Source organism: Enterobacter wuhouensis, assembly GCF_035835995.1.
GTDB classification, from domain to species: domain Bacteria; phylum Pseudomonadota; class Gammaproteobacteria; order Enterobacterales; family Enterobacteriaceae; genus Enterobacter; species Enterobacter wuhouensis.
Map to the genome: position 1 here is coordinate 4,145,084 of NZ_CP142124.1, position 16,203 is coordinate 4,161,286.

12 protein-coding genes are annotated in these 16,203 nt (G+C 58.6%); 9 read left to right on the forward strand and 3 right to left on the reverse strand.

The window, feature by feature from the left end; translation table 11 throughout:
- Nucleotides 1-6: 6 nt before the first annotated feature.
- Both lsrK and VPX56_RS19725 read left to right on the forward strand, forming a co-directional pair.
- On the forward strand, nt 7-1,605 hold the full coding sequence (gene lsrK / locus VPX56_RS19720; protein ID WP_326468477.1) for an autoinducer-2 kinase: 1,599 nt from the start codon (nt 7-9) through the stop codon (nt 1,603-1,605).
- A 207-nt stretch (nt 1,606-1,812) separates the two neighbouring features.
- Complete coding sequence (locus tag VPX56_RS19725) at nt 1,813-3,834, forward strand: NADPH-dependent 2,4-dienoyl-CoA reductase (protein WP_326468479.1); 2,022 nt, start codon at nt 1,813-1,815, stop codon at nt 3,832-3,834.
- Between the two features lie 82 nt (nt 3,835-3,916).
- Here the strand turns inward: VPX56_RS19725 and rlmG are convergent, their stop codons facing one another.
- On the reverse strand, nt 3,917-5,053 hold the full coding sequence (rlmG, locus tag VPX56_RS19730; protein WP_326468481.1) for a 23S rRNA (guanine(1835)-N(2))-methyltransferase RlmG: 1,137 nt from the start codon (nt 5,051-5,053) through the stop codon (nt 3,917-3,919).
- 83 nt (nt 5,054-5,136) lie between these two features.
- On the opposite strand from rlmG, the gene VPX56_RS19735 reads away from it, so the two are divergent.
- The 4 genes from VPX56_RS19735 to sstT all read left to right on the forward strand — a co-directional run bounded on the left by VPX56_RS19735 (nt 5,137) and on the right by sstT (nt 9,405).
- Complete coding sequence (locus VPX56_RS19735) at nt 5,137-5,640, forward strand: M48 family metallopeptidase (protein WP_326468483.1); 504 nt, start codon at nt 5,137-5,139, stop codon at nt 5,638-5,640.
- Between the two features lie 70 nt (nt 5,641-5,710).
- Nucleotides 5,711-6,709, forward strand: coding sequence for a Gfo/Idh/MocA family protein (locus VPX56_RS19740; RefSeq protein WP_131633443.1), 999 nt, complete (start codon nt 5,711-5,713; stop codon nt 6,707-6,709).
- Nucleotides 6,710-6,960: 251 nt separating this feature from the next.
- The gene (locus VPX56_RS19745; protein WP_326468486.1) at nt 6,961-7,929 is read left to right on the forward strand and encodes a TerC family protein; all 969 of its coding nucleotides are present in this window, start codon (nt 6,961-6,963) and stop codon (nt 7,927-7,929) included.
- Nucleotides 7,930-8,163: 234 nt separating this feature from the next.
- On the forward strand, nt 8,164-9,405 hold the full coding sequence (gene sstT / locus VPX56_RS19750) for a serine/threonine transporter SstT (protein WP_263610443.1): 1,242 nt from the start codon (nt 8,164-8,166) through the stop codon (nt 9,403-9,405).
- 138 nt (nt 9,406-9,543) lie between these two features.
- On the opposite strand, the gene VPX56_RS19755 is transcribed toward sstT, so the two are convergent.
- Nucleotides 9,544-11,031, reverse strand: a complete 1,488-nt coding sequence (locus VPX56_RS19755; RefSeq protein ID WP_131633440.1) for a UxaA family hydrolase — start codon at nt 11,029-11,031, stop codon at nt 9,544-9,546.
- A 17-nt stretch (nt 11,032-11,048) separates the two neighbouring features.
- Nucleotides 11,049-12,461 carry a glucuronate isomerase gene (gene uxaC, locus VPX56_RS19760; protein ID WP_326468489.1) on the reverse strand — a complete coding sequence of 471 codons (1,413 nt, stop codon included), beginning with the start codon at nt 12,459-12,461 and terminating at the stop codon, nt 11,049-11,051.
- Nucleotides 12,462-12,937: 476 nt separating this feature from the next.
- Between uxaC and VPX56_RS19765 the strand changes: the two genes are divergently transcribed.
- The 3 genes from VPX56_RS19765 to yqjA all read left to right on the forward strand — a co-directional run bounded on the left by VPX56_RS19765 (nt 12,938) and on the right by yqjA (nt 16,202).
- Nucleotides 12,938-14,236, forward strand: coding sequence for an MFS transporter (locus tag VPX56_RS19765; protein WP_131633438.1), 1,299 nt, complete (start codon nt 12,938-12,940; stop codon nt 14,234-14,236).
- A 182-nt stretch (nt 14,237-14,418) separates the two neighbouring features.
- Nucleotides 14,419-15,195 (forward strand): transcriptional regulator ExuR, encoded by a 777-nt coding sequence (gene exuR, locus VPX56_RS19770; protein ID WP_131633437.1) that lies wholly within the window; start codon nt 14,419-14,421, stop codon nt 15,193-15,195.
- Nucleotides 15,196-15,539: 344 nt separating this feature from the next.
- On the forward strand, nt 15,540-16,202 hold the full coding sequence (gene yqjA / locus VPX56_RS19775) for a DedA family general envelope maintenance protein YqjA (protein WP_131633436.1): 663 nt from the start codon (nt 15,540-15,542) through the stop codon (nt 16,200-16,202).
- The last annotated feature ends 1 nt before the right edge of the window (nt 16,203 follow it).

Consider the following 16,203-nt stretch of genomic DNA (forward strand, 5'->3'; position numbering starts at 1 on the left):
AAGCTCATGAGTTACCTTTTAGCGTTAGATGCAGGGACAGGCAGCGTTCGCGCCGTTATTTTCGATTTACAGGGCAACCAGATTGCCGTCGGCCAGGCCGAGTGGAAGCACCTGAGCGTGGAGAACGTGCCGGGGTCGATGGAGTTCGACCTCGAGACCAACTGGCAGCTGGCCTGCCGGTGCATTCATCAGGCGCTGGAGCGCGCGCGCCTGAGCGCGGCGGACATTCAGTCCGTTGCATGCTGCTCGATGCGCGAAGGGATCGTGCTGTACGACCGCAACGGCGAGGCCATCTGGGCCTGCGCCAACGTCGACGCCCGCGCCAGCCGCGAAGTGGCCGAACTCAAAGAGATCCACAACGACCGTTTTGAATCCGAAGTGTATGACGTTTCCGGCCAGACGCTGGCGCTGAGCGCCATGCCGCGCCTGCTGTGGCTGGCGCACCATCGCCCGGACATCTACCGCAGGGCCGCGACCATCACCATGATCAGCGACTGGCTGGCGGCGAAGCTCTCCGGCGAGCTGGCGGTTGATCCGTCGAACGCAGGCACGACGGGCATGCTGGATCTCTTCTCCCGCGACTGGCGCCCGGCGCTGCTCGACATGGCCGGGCTGCGCGCCGATATCCTCTCCCCGGTGAAAGAGACCGGCACCGTGCTGGGCGCTGTCACCAGAGAGGCCGCGCTGCAGAGCGGCCTGCGCGAAGGCACCCCGGTGGTGATGGGCGGCGGCGACGTGCAGCTGGGCTGTCTGGGGCTGGGCGTGGTCCGCGCCGGGCAAACCGCAGTGCTGGGCGGCACCTTCTGGCAACAGGTCGTCAACCTGCCGCAGGTGCGCACCGACCCCGAGATGAACATCCGCGTGAACCCGCACGTGATTCCCGGCATGGCGCAGGCGGAGTCGATCAGCTTCTTCACCGGGCTGACCATGCGCTGGTTCCGCGACGCCTTCTGCGCTGAAGAGAAGCTGATAGCCGAACGGATGGGGATGGACACCTATTCCCTGCTGGAAGAGATGGCGAGCCGCGTGCCGGCGGGCTCCCACGGGGTAATGCCGATATTTTCCGACGCGATGCATTTTAAGCAGTGGTACCACGCCGCGCCGTCGTTTATTAACCTCTCCATCGACCCGGAAAAGTGCAACAAAGCGACGCTGTTCCGCGCCCTGGAGGAGAATGCGGCGATCGTCTCGGCCTGCAACCTGGCGCAGATTTCGCGCTTCTCCGGCGTGACGTTTGAGAGCCTGGTGTTTGCGGGCGGCGGGGCTAAGGGCGCCCTGTGGAGCCAGATCTTAAGCGACGTCACCGGGCTGCCGGTGCGCGTGCCGGAGGTGAAAGAGGCGACGGCGCTCGGCTGTGCCATCGCGGCAGGTGCTGGCGCGGGGCTATTTGCGGATATGGCCTCGACGGGCGAGCGCCTGGTGAAGTGGAGCCGCGAGTTCACGCCGAACCCGCAGCACCGCGAGCTGTACGACGGCATGATGCAGAAGTGGCAGGCGGTGTACGCCGACCAGCTGGGGCTGGTGGACAGCGGGCTGACGACGTCGATGTGGCAGGCACCGGGGCTAGTAAAAACCCAAACCCCTCACCCTGCCCCTCTCCCCTAAGGGGAGAGGGAAAAAACCTGATCGAGCCGATTCTTTAAGGCCGCACCGGCCAGTCCCCTCTCCCCTCCGGGGAGAGGGTTAGGGTGAGGGGTGAAGTTCTTTGAGATCTATCACAATCATTCGATCCCGCTTTTACCTTTCCGCTGCCGCTGGCTAAATTAGTAACTCATCCGACCACATAACAATAATTTTACACTGGAAGAGACTATGAGCCGCTACCCGTCGTTATTCGCCCCTCTCGATCTGGGGTTCACCACCCTCAAAAACCGCGTGCTGATGGGCTCGATGCACACCGGGCTGGAAGAGCGTCCGGACGGGGCCGAGCGTCTGGCGGCCTTCTATGCCGAGCGCGCGCGCCACGGGGTGGCGCTGATTGTGACCGGCGGCGTGGCCCCTGCCCCTTCTGGGGTGACGATGGAGGGCGGCGCGGTGCTGAACGATGCATCACAGCTTGCGCACCATCGGATCGTGACCGACGCGGTGCATAAAGAAGGCGGCAAAATCGCCCTGCAGATCCTGCACACCGGGCGCTACAGCTATCAGCCGAGTCTGGTCGCACCGTCGGCCCTTCAGGCACCGATTAACCGTTTTAAACCTCACGCACTGACCCACGACGAGATCCTGGCGTTAATTGACGACTTCGCCCGCTGCGCGGCGCTGGCGCGCGAGGCGGGCTACGACGGCGTTGAGGTGATGGGCTCAGAAGGCTATCTAATTAACGAATTCCTCGCCGCCCGCACCAACCAGCGCGACGACGAATGGGGCGGCGACTATGCCCGCCGGATGCGCTTTGCCGTGGAGGTGGTGCGCGCGGTGCGCGAACGTGCGGGCGCGGACTTTATTATCGTCTTCCGCCTGTCGATGCTCGACCTGGTGGAAGGCGGCGGGACGTTCGACGAAACCGTGCAGCTGGCGCAGGCGATTGAAGCCGCAGGTGCCACCATTATCAACACCGGCATCGGCTGGCACGAGGCGCGCATCCCGACCATCGCCACGCCGGTGCCGCGCGCGGCGTTCAGCTGGGTAACGCGCAGGCTGAAGGGCAAAGTGTCTGTTCCGCTGGTCACCACCAACCGCATTAACGATCCGCAGGTGGCGGACGATGTGATTTCGCGCGGCGACGCCGATATGGTGTCGATGGCGCGTCCGTTCCTCGCGGATGCCGAGCTGCTTTCCAAAGCGCAAAGCGGCCGTGCGGACGAGATCAACACCTGCATCGGCTGTAACCAGGCCTGCCTGGATCAGATCTTCGTCGGCAAGGTCACCTCCTGTCTCGTTAACCCGCGCGCCTGCCACGAAACTAAAATGCCGATCGTTCCGGCGGTGAATAAAAAATGCCTGGCCGTGGTGGGCGCTGGCCCGGCGGGGCTGGCATTTGCGGTCAATGCTGCCTCGCGCGGGCACAGCGTGACGCTGTTTGATGCGCTGGCGGAGATCGGCGGGCAGTTTAATATCGCCAAACAGATCCCCGGCAAAGAGGAGTTCTATGAAACGCTGCGCTACTACCGCCGGATGATCGAGGTTACGGGCGTGGAACTGCAGCTCAGCCGCTTTGTGAATGCTTCGGATCTGCTCGGTTTCGATGAGGTGATCCTGGCGAGCGGGATCGCCCCGCGCACGCCTGCGATCGAGGGTATCGATCATCCGAAGGTATTGAGCTATCTGGACGTATTGCGTGACAAAACGCCGGTTGGCGAGAAGGTGGCGATTATCGGCTGCGGCGGGATCGGCTTTGATACCGCCATGTACTTAAGCCAGCCGGGCGAGGCCACCAGCCAGAACATCGCCGAGTTTTGCGTGGAATGGGGTATCGACACCAGCCTGAGCCAGTCCGGCGGATTGCGCCCGGAAGGGCCGCAGCTGCCGAAAAGCCCGCGCCAGATCGTGATGCTCCAGCGTAAGGCCAGCAAGCCGGGCGAAGGGCTGGGCAAAACCACGGGCTGGATCCACCGCGCCACCCTGCTCTCGCGCGGGGTGAAGATGATCCCGGCGGTGAGCTACCAGAAGATCGACGATGAGGGCTTGCACGTCACGATCGGCGGCGAGCCGCGGCTGCTGGGCGTGGATAATGTCATTCTATGTGCCGGGCAGGAGCCGAAGCGCGATCTGGCCGATCCGCTGCGCGAAGCCGGTAAAACGGTGCATTTGATCGGCGGGTGCGATGTGGCGATGGAGCTGGACGCGCGGCGGGCCATTGCGCAGGGGACAACATTGGCATTAGCGATTTGATTTCTCGCCCGGTGGCGCTGCGCTTACCGGGCCTACAAAACCGTAGGCCTGTGCAAGCGAAGCGCCGCCAGGCAAAACGATCTTACCGACGACGTCCCAGCTTCACCGCTTTCAGCACCACAAACTTGTTATTGGTCGCAACGGTGACGCAGTTGCCGAAAATCTTCTTCAGCTTGTGGAAGTAGTCCAGGTGGCGGTTCGCCACGATGTACAGCTCGCCGTTGATTTTCAGGCAGCGGCGCGCGTGGTGGAACATCTCCCAGGCGACGTTATCCGTCAGGGCGTGCTTCTGGTGGAACGGCGGGTTGCAGAACACCGCGTTGAAGCGGAACGGCTCTACGCCCGACAGCGCGTTGTTGATCATAAACTCGCAGCGGTCCAGCGCTTCCGGCATGTTGGTTTCCACGTTCAGACGGCTGGAGGCCACCGCCATTGGCGACTCATCGCTGAACACCACGCTGGCGTCCGGGTTCTTCGCCAGCAGCGTCAGGCCAATCACGCCGTTACCGCAGCCCAGATCGACGATTTCACCTTCCAGGTTTTCCGGCAGATGTTCCATAAAGAAACGCGCGCCGATATCCAGACCGGTACGGGAGAAGACGTTCGCATGATTGTGGATGGTCCAGTCGGTCCCTTCCAGGTTCCAGCTCAGGGTTTCTGGCGCGTCGGCCAGCTCCGGCGCGCTAAAGGTACAGTTGATCAGGCGCGCTTTTTTCCAGGCCAGCGTCGTGGTGGTCGGGCCGAGGACTTTCTCGAACAGCTCCAGCGTCGAGGTGTGAATATCGCGCGCTTTGGCGCCCGCGATAATGCGCGTTTCCGGCGTCACGACCTTACGCAGCGCGCGAAGCTGTTGCTCCAGCAGCGCCATGGTTTTTGGCACTTTTATCAGCACCACGCCCGGCGCCTGCGGGTAGTCCGCGGTGCTGTCGAGGAACTTCACGCTGGACTCTTCGATGTCGTTATGGCGCAGGTTTTCACGCGTCGCCAGCTCGCTCAGGTAGGAATCGCCGATGCTGTAAGGCGTGTGCTCCGCCAGGGCGCAGCCCAGCGCGCCAAACGCGTCATTCAGGATCAAAACCGGGCCGCGGATTTCAGTCTCATCCAACTGCTGCAGCAGATATTCATCCGCCGCTTCCCACGCCATGAGCGGGTTAACGTCGTCCGTTTCCGGGAAACGTTTAAGGTTGAGTGAACGGAAACCGTTGTCTAAGTGGCTCATCGGCCCTCCTGAATGATAAAATTTGGCGTATCCCTGAAAAGGGTGCGTGAGTATACCCGTTTTATTGTCGATTTGGGGCGTTGATGAACCAACTTACTTATCTCCAGGGCTACCCGGAGCATTTACTGACTCAGGTTCGCAGCCTGATTGCCGAGCAGAAGCTCGGCACGGTGCTGGAAAAACGCTATCCCGGCACGCACGATTTCGCGACCGATAAGGCGCTCTGGCAGTATACGCAGGATCTGAAAAACCGGTATCTCAGGAGCGCGCCGCCGATCAACAAGGTGATGTACGACAATAAGATCCACGTGCTGAAAAATGCGCTCGGCCTGCATACCGCCATCTCCCGCGTGCAGGGCGGCAAGCTGAAAGCCAAAGCGGAGATCCGCGTGGCGACCGTATTCCGAAACGCGCCGGAAGCCTTTCTGCGGATGATCGTGGTTCATGAGCTGGCGCATCTGAAAGAGAAAGAGCACGACAAAGCGTTCTATTCCCTGTGCTGCCACATGGAGCCGCAGTACCACCAGCTCGAGTTTGATACCCGCCTGTGGCTTACGCATTTATCGTTAAAAGGTAATGCGGAATAGCGCACTGGTTTTGCAATAATCCCGTGCTACAGTGGCTAAAGGTTCCCAGCTACGGAGTACGTAAACGTTTATGATACGTTTCGCAGTCATTGGAACGAACTGGATCACGCGCCAGTTCGTCGACGCCGCCCACGAGACCGGCAAATACAAGCTCACCGCAGTCTATTCCCGCAGCCTCGAGCAGGCGCAGAGTTTTGCTAACGACTACCTCGTTGAACATCTGTTCACCTCGCTCGACGAGATGGCGCAAAGCGACGCCATTGACGCGGTGTATATCGCCAGCCCGAACTCCCTGCACTTCCCGCAAACGAAGCTGTTCCTCAGCCATAAAAAGCATGTGATTTGCGAGAAGCCGCTGGCCTCTAATATCCAGGAAGTGGAAGCCGCCATTGCGCTTGCCCGCGAAAACCAGGTGGTGCTGTTCGAAGCGTTCAAAACCGCCAGCCTGCCGAATTTCCTGCTGCTGCAGCAGTCCCTGCCGAAAATTGGCAAAGTGCGTAAAGCCTTTATCAACTACTGCCAATATTCGTCGCGCTACCAGCGCTATCTCGACGGCGAGAACCCGAACACCTTTAACCCGGCCTTCTCGAACGGCTCGATTATGGATATCGGTTTTTACTGCCTGGCCTCTGCGGTTGCACTGTGGGGCGAACCGCACGGCGTGACGGCCACCGCCAGCCTGTTGGAGAGCGGCGTGGATGCGCACGGGCTAGTGGTGCTGGACTACGGTGATTTCAGCGTCACCCTGCAGCACTCGAAGGTGAGCGATTCAGTGCTGCCAAGCGAGATTCAGGGCGAAGCGGGATCGCTGGTGGTCGAAAAGATCTCAGAATGCCAGAAGGTGAGCATTGTGCCGCGCGGGGGCAAAGCGCAGGAGCTGACGCAGCCTCAGCATATAAACACTATGCTCTATGAGGCAGAGGTCTTCGCCCGTCTGGTGGAAGACAACGAAGTGAATCACCCGGGCCTCGCGGTGAGCCGCACGACGGCGAAGCTGCAGACGGAGATCCGCCGCCAGACCGGCGTGGTGTTCCCGGCAGACGGCGTAGGCGCGGAAGCGATCGCGTAAAGCTGTGTAATGAAACCGTGCAGACCATTGACGAAACCGATGGTCTGACATATTTTGTTACCTGCAAAGGGGAGTAACTTCTTCGCCGGTGGATCGTCATTACGATGCGTGCAATACCGCATCCGGTCGCCGGGCAACCTTCGTGGTTGTAAGTGAGACCTTGCCGGAAGGCGAGGTCTATGCATAAAAAGCTAACGGCTATCGTCTTCTGACCATGGCCGTTTTTGTTTTTTATGTGTAAGGAAAATAGTATGCATTCTGTCGGCACTCCAATGTTGTGGGGCGGATTCGCGGTTGTCGTGCTCATCATGCTGGCGATAGACCTCTTTTTGCAGGGTCGTCGCGGCGCGCACGGCATGAGCATCAAACAGGCTGCGGCCTGGTCGCTGGTCTGGGTCACCCTCTCCCTGCTGTTCTGCGCCGCCTTCTGGTGGTATCTGGCCTCGACCGAAGGCCGCGCGGTGGCCGATCCCCAGGCGCTCGCCTTCCTCACCGGCTATCTGATTGAAAAAGCCCTGGCGGTTGATAACGTCTTCGTCTGGCTGATGCTGTTCAGCTACTTTGCCGTACCGGCTGCCCTGCAGCGTCGCGTGCTGGTCTACGGCGTGCTGGGCGCGATCATCCTGCGTACCATCATGATCTTCGCCGGCAGCTGGCTGATTACCCAGTTCGAATGGCTGCTGTACGTCTTTGGCGCGTTCCTGCTGTTCACCGGTATCAAAATGGCGCTGGCGAAAGAAGACGAAACCGGCATTGGCGAGAAGCCGCTGGTGAAGTGGATCCGCAGCCACCTGCGCATGACGGACAAGATCGAAACCGAGCACTTCTTCGTGCGCAAGAACGGCCTGCTGTTCGCCACCCCGCTGCTGCTGGTGCTGATTCTGGTTGAGCTGAGCGACGTGATTTTCGCGGTCGACAGCATCCCGGCAATCTTCGCGGTAACGACCGACCCGTTCATCGTCCTGACCTCAAACCTGTTCGCGATCCTCGGCCTGCGTGCCATGTATTTCCTGCTGGCGGGCGCGGCGGAGCGCTTCTCGATGCTGAAGTACGGCCTGTCGGTGATCCTGGTGTTTATCGGTATCAAGATGCTGATCGTCGATTTCTACCATATCCCGATCGCCATTTCGCTCGGCGTGGTGTTTGGCATTCTGATCGTGACGCTGATTATCAATACCTGGGTTAACCGGCAGCACGATAAGAAGCAGCAGGCGGAGTAATTCCCTCACCCCGGCCCTCTCCCACAGGGAGAGGGTGAAAAGCGCAGCGCCACCCGGCATTTTCGTTAACCAATAGTTAAAAAACATGACGCAACACGTAAAATCCAGCATTTTACGCTTCCCTCCGTACGCGCTTTCCCTATACTCGACCAGGCAAACATTTACTTACATCCGGACATAAATGTGACTTAGAGCACATCCGGGATGGAACGCAATTTCACTCAGGAATAATGTATGAGCACAAAATCAACGGGGCTTTTTGCGCGCCTGGCACAGGGCAGCCTGGTTAAACAAATTCTGGTAGGGCTGGTACTGGGGATCCTGCTGGCGATGGTGTCAAAGCCAGCGGCAGAAGCGACGGGGCTGCTCGGGACGCTGTTCGTGGGTGCATTGAAAGCCGTTGCACCGGTACTGGTTCTGATGCTGGTCATGGCCTCAATTGCCAACCACCAGCACGGACAAAAAACCAACATTCGCCCTATTCTGTTCCTGTATCTGCTGGGGACCTTCTCTGCGGCCTTAACGGCCGTGGTGTTTAGCTTCCTGTTCCCGTCCACGCTGCACCTGACCAGCGCGGCCGGTGACATCACCCCGCCGTCCGGCATTGTAGAAGTGCTGCGCGGCCTGCTGATGAGCATGGTCTCTAACCCCGTCACCGCGCTGATGAGCGGCAACTACATTGGCATCCTGGTCTGGGCAATTGGCCTGGGCTTCGCGCTGCGTCACGGTAACGACACCACCAAAAATCTGGTCAACGATTTGTCCAACGCCGTGACCTTCATGGTGAAGCTGGTGATTCGCTTTGCGCCAATCGGGATCTTCGGTCTGGTCTCCTCCACGCTGGCTACCACCGGTTTTGACGCGCTGTGGGGCTACGCGCAGCTGCTGGTCGTGCTGGTTGGCTGTATGCTGCTGGTGGCGCTGGTGATCAACCCGCTGCTGGTGTTCTGGCAGATCCGCCGCAACCCGTATCCGCTGGTGCTGACGTGCCTGCGCGAGAGCGGCGTGTACGCCTTCTTCACCCGCAGCTCTGCGGCAAACATTCCGGTCAACATGGCGCTGGCTGAAAAGCTGAACCTGGACCGCGATACCTATTCCGTCTCCATTCCGCTGGGCGCAACCGTGAACATGGCGGGCGCGGCGATCACCATCACCGTGCTGACGCTGGCGGCGGTGCAGACGCTGGGCATTCCGGTGGATCTGCCAACGGCGCTGCTGCTGAGCGTGGTGGCATCGCTGTGTGCCTGTGGCGCATCCGGCGTGGCGGGCGGTTCGCTGCTGCTGATCCCGCTGGCGTGCAATATGTTCGGCATCCCGAACGAGATCGCGATGCAGGTTGTGGCCGTCGGCTTTATCATCGGCGTGCTGCAGGACTCCTGCGAAACCGCGCTGAACTCCTCTACCGACGTGCTGTTCACCGCCGCGGCCTGTCAGGCGGAAGACGCGCGTTTAGCGAAGAACGCCCTGCGCAGTTAAAACAAAAGCCCGGTGGCGGCTACGCCTTACCGGGCCTACAGGGTAAACGCAAAACGGCAACCCTGAGGTTGCCGTTTTTAGTGTTTGTACCCTCTCCCCGTGGGAGAGGGCCAGGGTGAGGGCATCAGGCCGCACCGATTAAAGCGTCACGCCACTCTTAAAGAGCGCCAGCTCGCGGAAGTCGTTCTTCTCGTTGCAGGTCTGCTTGCCGTTAGCAAATTCCACGATAGTATCCACGAACTCCGTCAGCAGCTGCGGCATCGCTTTGCCGTGGATCAGCTGGCCCGCATCGAAGTCGATCCAATGCTTTTTCTTCGCCGCCAGCTCGCTGTTGGTGGCGATTTTCACCGTCGGCACAAACCCACCGTACGGCGTACCGCGCCCGGTGCTGAACAGCACCATGTGACAGCCCGCTCCGGCCAGCGCGCTGGTGGCAACCGCATCGTTACCCGGCGCGCTCAGCAGGTTCAGGCCGTGCGTTTTGAGACGTTCACCGTAGCGCAGCACGTCAACCACCTGGCTCGCGCCCGCTTTCTGGGTGCAGCCGAGGGATTTTTCTTCCAGCGTGGTGATCCCGCCCGCTTTGTTACCCGGCGACGGGTTCTCATAAATTGGCTGATTGTGGGCGATGAAGTACTGTTTGAAGTCGTTCACCATGGTGACGGTTTTCTCAAACGTCTCTTCGTCGCGGCAGTGGCTCATCAGAATACGCTCCGCGCCGAACATTTCCGGCACTTCGGTCAGCACCGTGGTGCCGCCGTTGGCGATGACGTAGTCGGAGAAACGGCCCAGCATTGGGTTAGCGGTGATCCCGGACAGGCCGTCAGATCCGCCGCACTCCAGGCCAAACTTCAGCTCGCTCAGCTTGCCCGGCTCGCGCCTGTCGTGGCGCATGACCTCATACAGCTGGCGCAGCTGTTCAAGACCCGCCTCCACTTCGTCGTCCTGATGCTGGCACACCATAAAGTGCACGCGCTCGGGGTCGAATTCCCCCAGCGTTTCGCGGAAGGCGTCGACCTGGTTGTTCTCACAGCCGAGGCCAATCACCAGCACCGCGCCCGCGTTCGGGTGGCGCACCATGTTTTGCAGCATGGTGCGGGTGTTGATGTGGTCATCACCCAGCTGGGAGCAGCCGTAGGTGTGGCTGAACAGATGCACGCCGTCGGTGCCTTCGGCATCGTTGGTCTCTTTCAGAAAGCGCGTCTGAATTTGACGCGCGATCCCGTTCACGCAGCCGACGGTCGGGAGGATCCACAGCTCGTTGCGGATCCCCACGTCGCCGTTGGCGCGGCGATAGATCTGCACTTCGCGATCTGCCGCCCGCTCGGCTTCCGCCTGGAAGTCAGGTTGATAGCTGTACTCGTCCAGATCGCTCAGGTTGGTACGGGTATTGTGGGAGTGAATGTATTCACCCGGTGCAATATCCGCCAGCGCATGGCCGATGGGCAAACCGTACTTCACCACGTTCTCCCCTTTCGCAATGGGGATCAGGGCAAACTTATGTCCACGTCCAATGGCCTGGCGTAACGTGACCGACTGGTTGTCAAAGGTCACTTCCGTGCCTTCGGTTAAATCTGCCAGCGCGACGGCAACGTTATCCAGCGAATGGATTTTGATGTATTGCATATCAACCTCAAACGGCCTTAGTTCAGTTCAATGGCGAAGTAGTCACGCGCATTGTTAAAGCAGATGTTTTTCACCATTTCGCCCAGCAGCTGGATATCCGCTGGCGCTTCACCAGCCTGCACCCAGCGGCCAATCATCTGGCACAGAATGCGGCGGAAGTACTCGTGGCGAGTGTAGGAGAGGAAGCTGCGGCTGTCGGTCAGCATACCCACAAAGCGGCTTAACAGACCGAGCTGCGCCAGCTGCGTCATCTGACGCTCCATGCCGTCTTTCTGATCGTTAAACCACCAGCCGGAGCCGAACTGCATCTTGCCCGGCATACCTTCACCCTGGAAGTTACCGATCATGGTGCCCAGCACTTCGTTATCGCGCGGGTTCAGGCAGTAGAGAATGGTTTTCGGCAGCAGGTTTTGTTCGTTCTGTTTGCTCAGCAGCTTAGACAGCTCTTCCGCCAGCGGGCGATCGTTGATGGAGTCGAAGCCCACGTCCGCGCCCAGCAGCTTGAACTGACGCTGGTTGTTATTGCGCAGCGCGCCAATGTGGTACTGCTGCACCCAGCCGCGACGGGCATATTCCGCGCCGAGGAAGACCAGCACCGCGGTTTTAAACTGGGCAACTTCATGCTCGCTCAGCGCTTCACCGGACAGGCGACGCGCCAGGATGCTGTCCAGCTCGGCTTCGTTAGACTCGGCAAACAGCACCACGTCCAGCGCGTGGTCAGATACCTTACAGCCGTGCGCCGCGAAGTGATCCAGACGTTTGGTCAGCGCGCTCTGCAGGTCGGCAAAACGGCGGATGTCGGTATCAGAGACTTCAGCCAGCTTCGCCATGTAGTCGTTGAAGGTAGCCTGCTCAATGTTGAAGGCTTTATCCGGGCGCCAGCTCGGCAGCACTTTGATGTCAAAAGAGGCGTCCTGACCGACGACGGCGTGGTGCTCCAGCGAGTCGACAGGATCGTCAGTGGTGCCGACCATCTTCACGTTCATCTGCTTCATGATGCCGCGCGCGGAGAAGTTGTCCTGCGCCAGCAGCTCATTACACTGGTCCCAGATTTCATCCGCGGTGGTTGGGGAGAGCAGCTTACCGGTGATGCCAAACGGACGGCGCAGTTCGAGGTGCGTCCAGTGGTACAGTGGGTTGCCGATGGTATGCGGCACGGTGGCCGCCCACGCGTCGAACTTCTCGCGGTCGGTCGCATCACCGGTACACAGGCGCTCCGCCACGCCGTTGGTGCGCATCGCGCGCCATTTATAGTGATCACCCTTCAGCCAGATGTCATACAGGTTTTTGAAACGGTAATTTTCGGCAACCTGCTGCGGCGGTAAGTGGCAGTGGTAGTCGAAAATCGGCTGGTCTTTTGCGTAGTCGTGGTACAGGCGGCGGGCAAATTCGGTATCTAACAGAAAATCTTCGGTCATAAACGGCGTCATTATCGTCTTCCTCGTAACGAGAGCGTCTGAAAGCGTATGTTCATATGCTGCAAAGTTATCACACCAATTTCCACCGACCGAAGTTTTTTTCGTGAGTTAGATCAATAAACGTCGACAAATAAATTACCTCAAACGGAGTAAACCCTCTCGCAGGCCGCGCCAGCACTGGCTTTAATCTCGCCTCAGAATGTCCTTACAAAGAATCACACTTTTGTGATGTCACTCACCTTTTAAAGTTGTATGACAAGTTATCTTTTCGCCGTCGCAAACACTACGCCGACGGAATGCATTACCGGTGTGAGTAACATCGGATTTAACGGTACGGAAACCGACTTATGCACGATTACTTATGGCAAGGTTCGGGCCGTTCCGGGAAGTTCTCCCGGTTACGCCCCTCCCGTTACAGAGCAGCTCCCGGCAACGGTTGAGCTGTTACCGTGCCCCGGCACGGAAATAACATAACGATGAGGTTTTACATGCGTAAAATTAAAGGGTTACGTTGGTACATGATCGCACTGGTGACGCTCGGCACCGTGCTGGGCTACCTGACACGTAACACCGTGGCAGCAGCGGCTCCAACGTTAATGGAAGAGCTGCATATTTCCACGCAGCAATACTCCTACATCATTGCTGCTTATTCCGCGGCTTATACAATAATGCAGCCTGTTGCAGGCTATGTTCTGGACATTCTGGGCACCAAAATCGGTTATGCCTTCTTCGCCGTAGCCTGGGCGATTTTCTGCGGTGCAACCGCACTGGCGGGCAGCTGGGGCGGCCTGGCGCTGGCGCGTGGTGCAGTCGGTGCGGCTGAAGCCGCCATGATCCCAGCGGGCCTGAAGGCAAGCTCCGAATGGTTCCCGGCAAAAGAGCGTTCCATCGCTGTAGGCTACTTCAACGTGGGCTCGTCGATTGGTGCGATGATTGCGCCGCCGCTGGTGGTGTGGGCCATCGTGATGCACAGCTGGCAGATGGCGTTCATCATCTCTGGCGTCCTGAGCTTTGCCTGGGCAATGGCGTGGCTGATCTTCTATAAACACCCGCGCGACCAGAAAAAGCTGTCTGAAGAAGAACGTGAATACATCATTGGCGGTCAGGAATCTCAGCATCAGACCAACAACGGCAAAAAAATGACCGTCTGGCAGATCCTGGGTACCCGTCAGTTCTGGGGTATCGCCCTGCCGCGCTTCCTCGCAGAACCGGCCTGGGGTACGTTCAACGCATGGATCCCGCTGTTCATGTTTAAAGTGTACGGCTTTAACCTGAAAGAGATTGCGATGTTCGCCTGGATGCCAATGCTGTTCGCAGACCTGGGCTGTATCGTGGGCGGCTACCTGCCACCGCTGTTCCAGCGCTGGTTTGGCGTGAACCTGATCGTCTCCCGTAAAATGGTTGTCACCATGGGCGCGCTGCTGATGATTGGCCCGGGCATGATCGGCCTGTTCACCAGCCCTTACGTTGCTATCGCCCTGCTGTGTATCGGTGGCTTTGCTCACCAGTCCCTGTCCGGCGCGCTGATTACGCTTTCTTCCGACGTGTTTGGACGTAACGAAGTCGCCACCGCCAACGGCCTGACCGGCATGGCCGCCTGGACTGCAAGTACGATGTTTGCGCTGGTGGTGGGTGCCCTGGCGGATACCATTGGCTTTAGCCCGCTGTTCGCGGTACTGGCTATCTTCGACCTGCTGGGTGCGGTAGTCATCTGGACGGTGCTGAAAAGCAAATCCGCAGACGAGCTGGCAAAAGAGTCCCTTGGGGGGCCGGCAACGCAGAGTTAGCGTTGCAGTGCCGGGTGGCGGCTTCGCCTTACCCGGCCTACAAACCCCGTAGGCCCGCGCAAGCGAAGCGCCGCCGGGCATTTAAAGGCCGCTCTGTAGCGGCTTTTTTCATGGCGAAATCTGGAGACTGGCGCGCAAAAGTGGTATAACAAATCATCCGCCGTACCCTGCCTGGAGCGCATATGGAAATCACCGAATCACGTCGTTTATATCAACAACTTGCCGCCGAGCTGAAAGATCGCATCGAGCAAGGTGTCTATCTTGTCGGTGATAAACTTCCCGCTGAGCGCTTCATTGCCGATGAAAAAAGCGTGAGCCGCACGGTGGTGCGCGAGGCCATCATCATGCTGGAAGTAGAAGGCTACGTTGAGGTACGCAAAGGTTCCGGTATTCACGTTATTTCAAATCAGGCAAAACACTCCCCGGCACCGGACGAAAGTCTGGAATTTGCCAGCTACGGTCCGTTTGAGCTGCTCCAGGCTCGCCAGCTGATTGAAAGCAACATTGCGGAGTTTGCGGCAACCCAGGTGACCAAGCAGGACATCATGAAGCTGATGGAGATCCAGGAGAACGCGCGTAAGGAAAAATGCTTCCGTGATTCCGAATGGGACCTCCAGTTTCACGTTCAGGTGGCGCTGGCAACCCAGAATACGGCGCTGGCCGCAATTGTTGAAAAAATGTGGACTCAGCGCGTTCACAACCCGTACTGGAAAAAACTGCACGATCACATCGATTTGCGCACCGTCGATAACTGGTGCGACGATCACGACCAAATTCTTAAGGCACTGATTCGTAAAGATCCCCATGCCGCGAAGCTGGCCATGTGGCAGCACCTGGAAAACACCAAACAGATGCTGTTCAATGAAACCAGCGACGACTTTGAATTTAACGCAGACCGCTATCTTTTTGCGGATAATCCTGTCGTTCATCTCGATACTGCAGCCAGTCAGGCAAAATAGTTTCCTTTTCTCCCGGCAGGCGCTTCGCTGCGCCTTCCGGCGAGAGGGGGTAAGCAAAACATATATAGTGTCAGCCTTTGTAAAACTCCTCGCTCACCTCCCTTGCTTACGCCAAAATCATTTTACCCCTGCAAATTCTGTGACGCAGAACGTTGGGCTTTGTTACAATTGGATTCACTTCGTTATTTTGTAAGTTAGTGCTTGCTAACCAGCCAATTAACAGGGAACAGTGTTGGCCACACACTACCGTGTCCGCGAGCGACCATAATGAAATCACAACAATGTCGCCGTGCTGTTTTTCCCGGATAACAGGCGTGACGTTAACCGATTTCCAGGAACACTGAATGGAACTTTTGACCCAACTACTGAATGCCCTTTGGGCACAGGATTTCGAAACGCTGGCCAACCCTTCCATGATTGGCATGCTCTATTTCGTCTTGTTTATGATCCTGTTCCTTGAGAACGGATTGCTTCCGGCTGCCTTCTTACCCGGCGACAGCCTGCTGGTCCTGGTTGGCGTGCTTTGCGCCAAAGGGGCAATGGCATTCCCACAAACCATCTTTTTACTGACGGTTGCCGCCAGCCTCGGCTGCTGGGTGAGCTATATTCAGGGACGATGGCTGGGTAACACGCGCATTGTGCAGAACTGGCTCTCCCATCTGCCGGCACATTATCACCAGCGGGCGCATCATCTTTTCCATAAGCACGGGCTTTCCGCGCTGCTGATTGGCCGCTTTATCGCCTTCGTAAGAACCCTGTTGCCAACCATTGCCGGGCTTTCCGGGCTGAGCAGCGCGCGTTTCCAGTTCTTTAACTGGATGAGCGGCCTGCTGTGGGTCTTGATCCTGACAACGCTGGGCTATGCGCTGGGTAAAACGCCGGTCTTTATGAAGTATGAAGACCAGCTGATGTCGTGCCTGATGCTGCTGCCGGTCGTGCTGCTGGTGTTTGGCCTGCTGGGTTCGCTGTACGTACTGTGGAAAAAGAAATACGGGGCCAGGAGCTAAC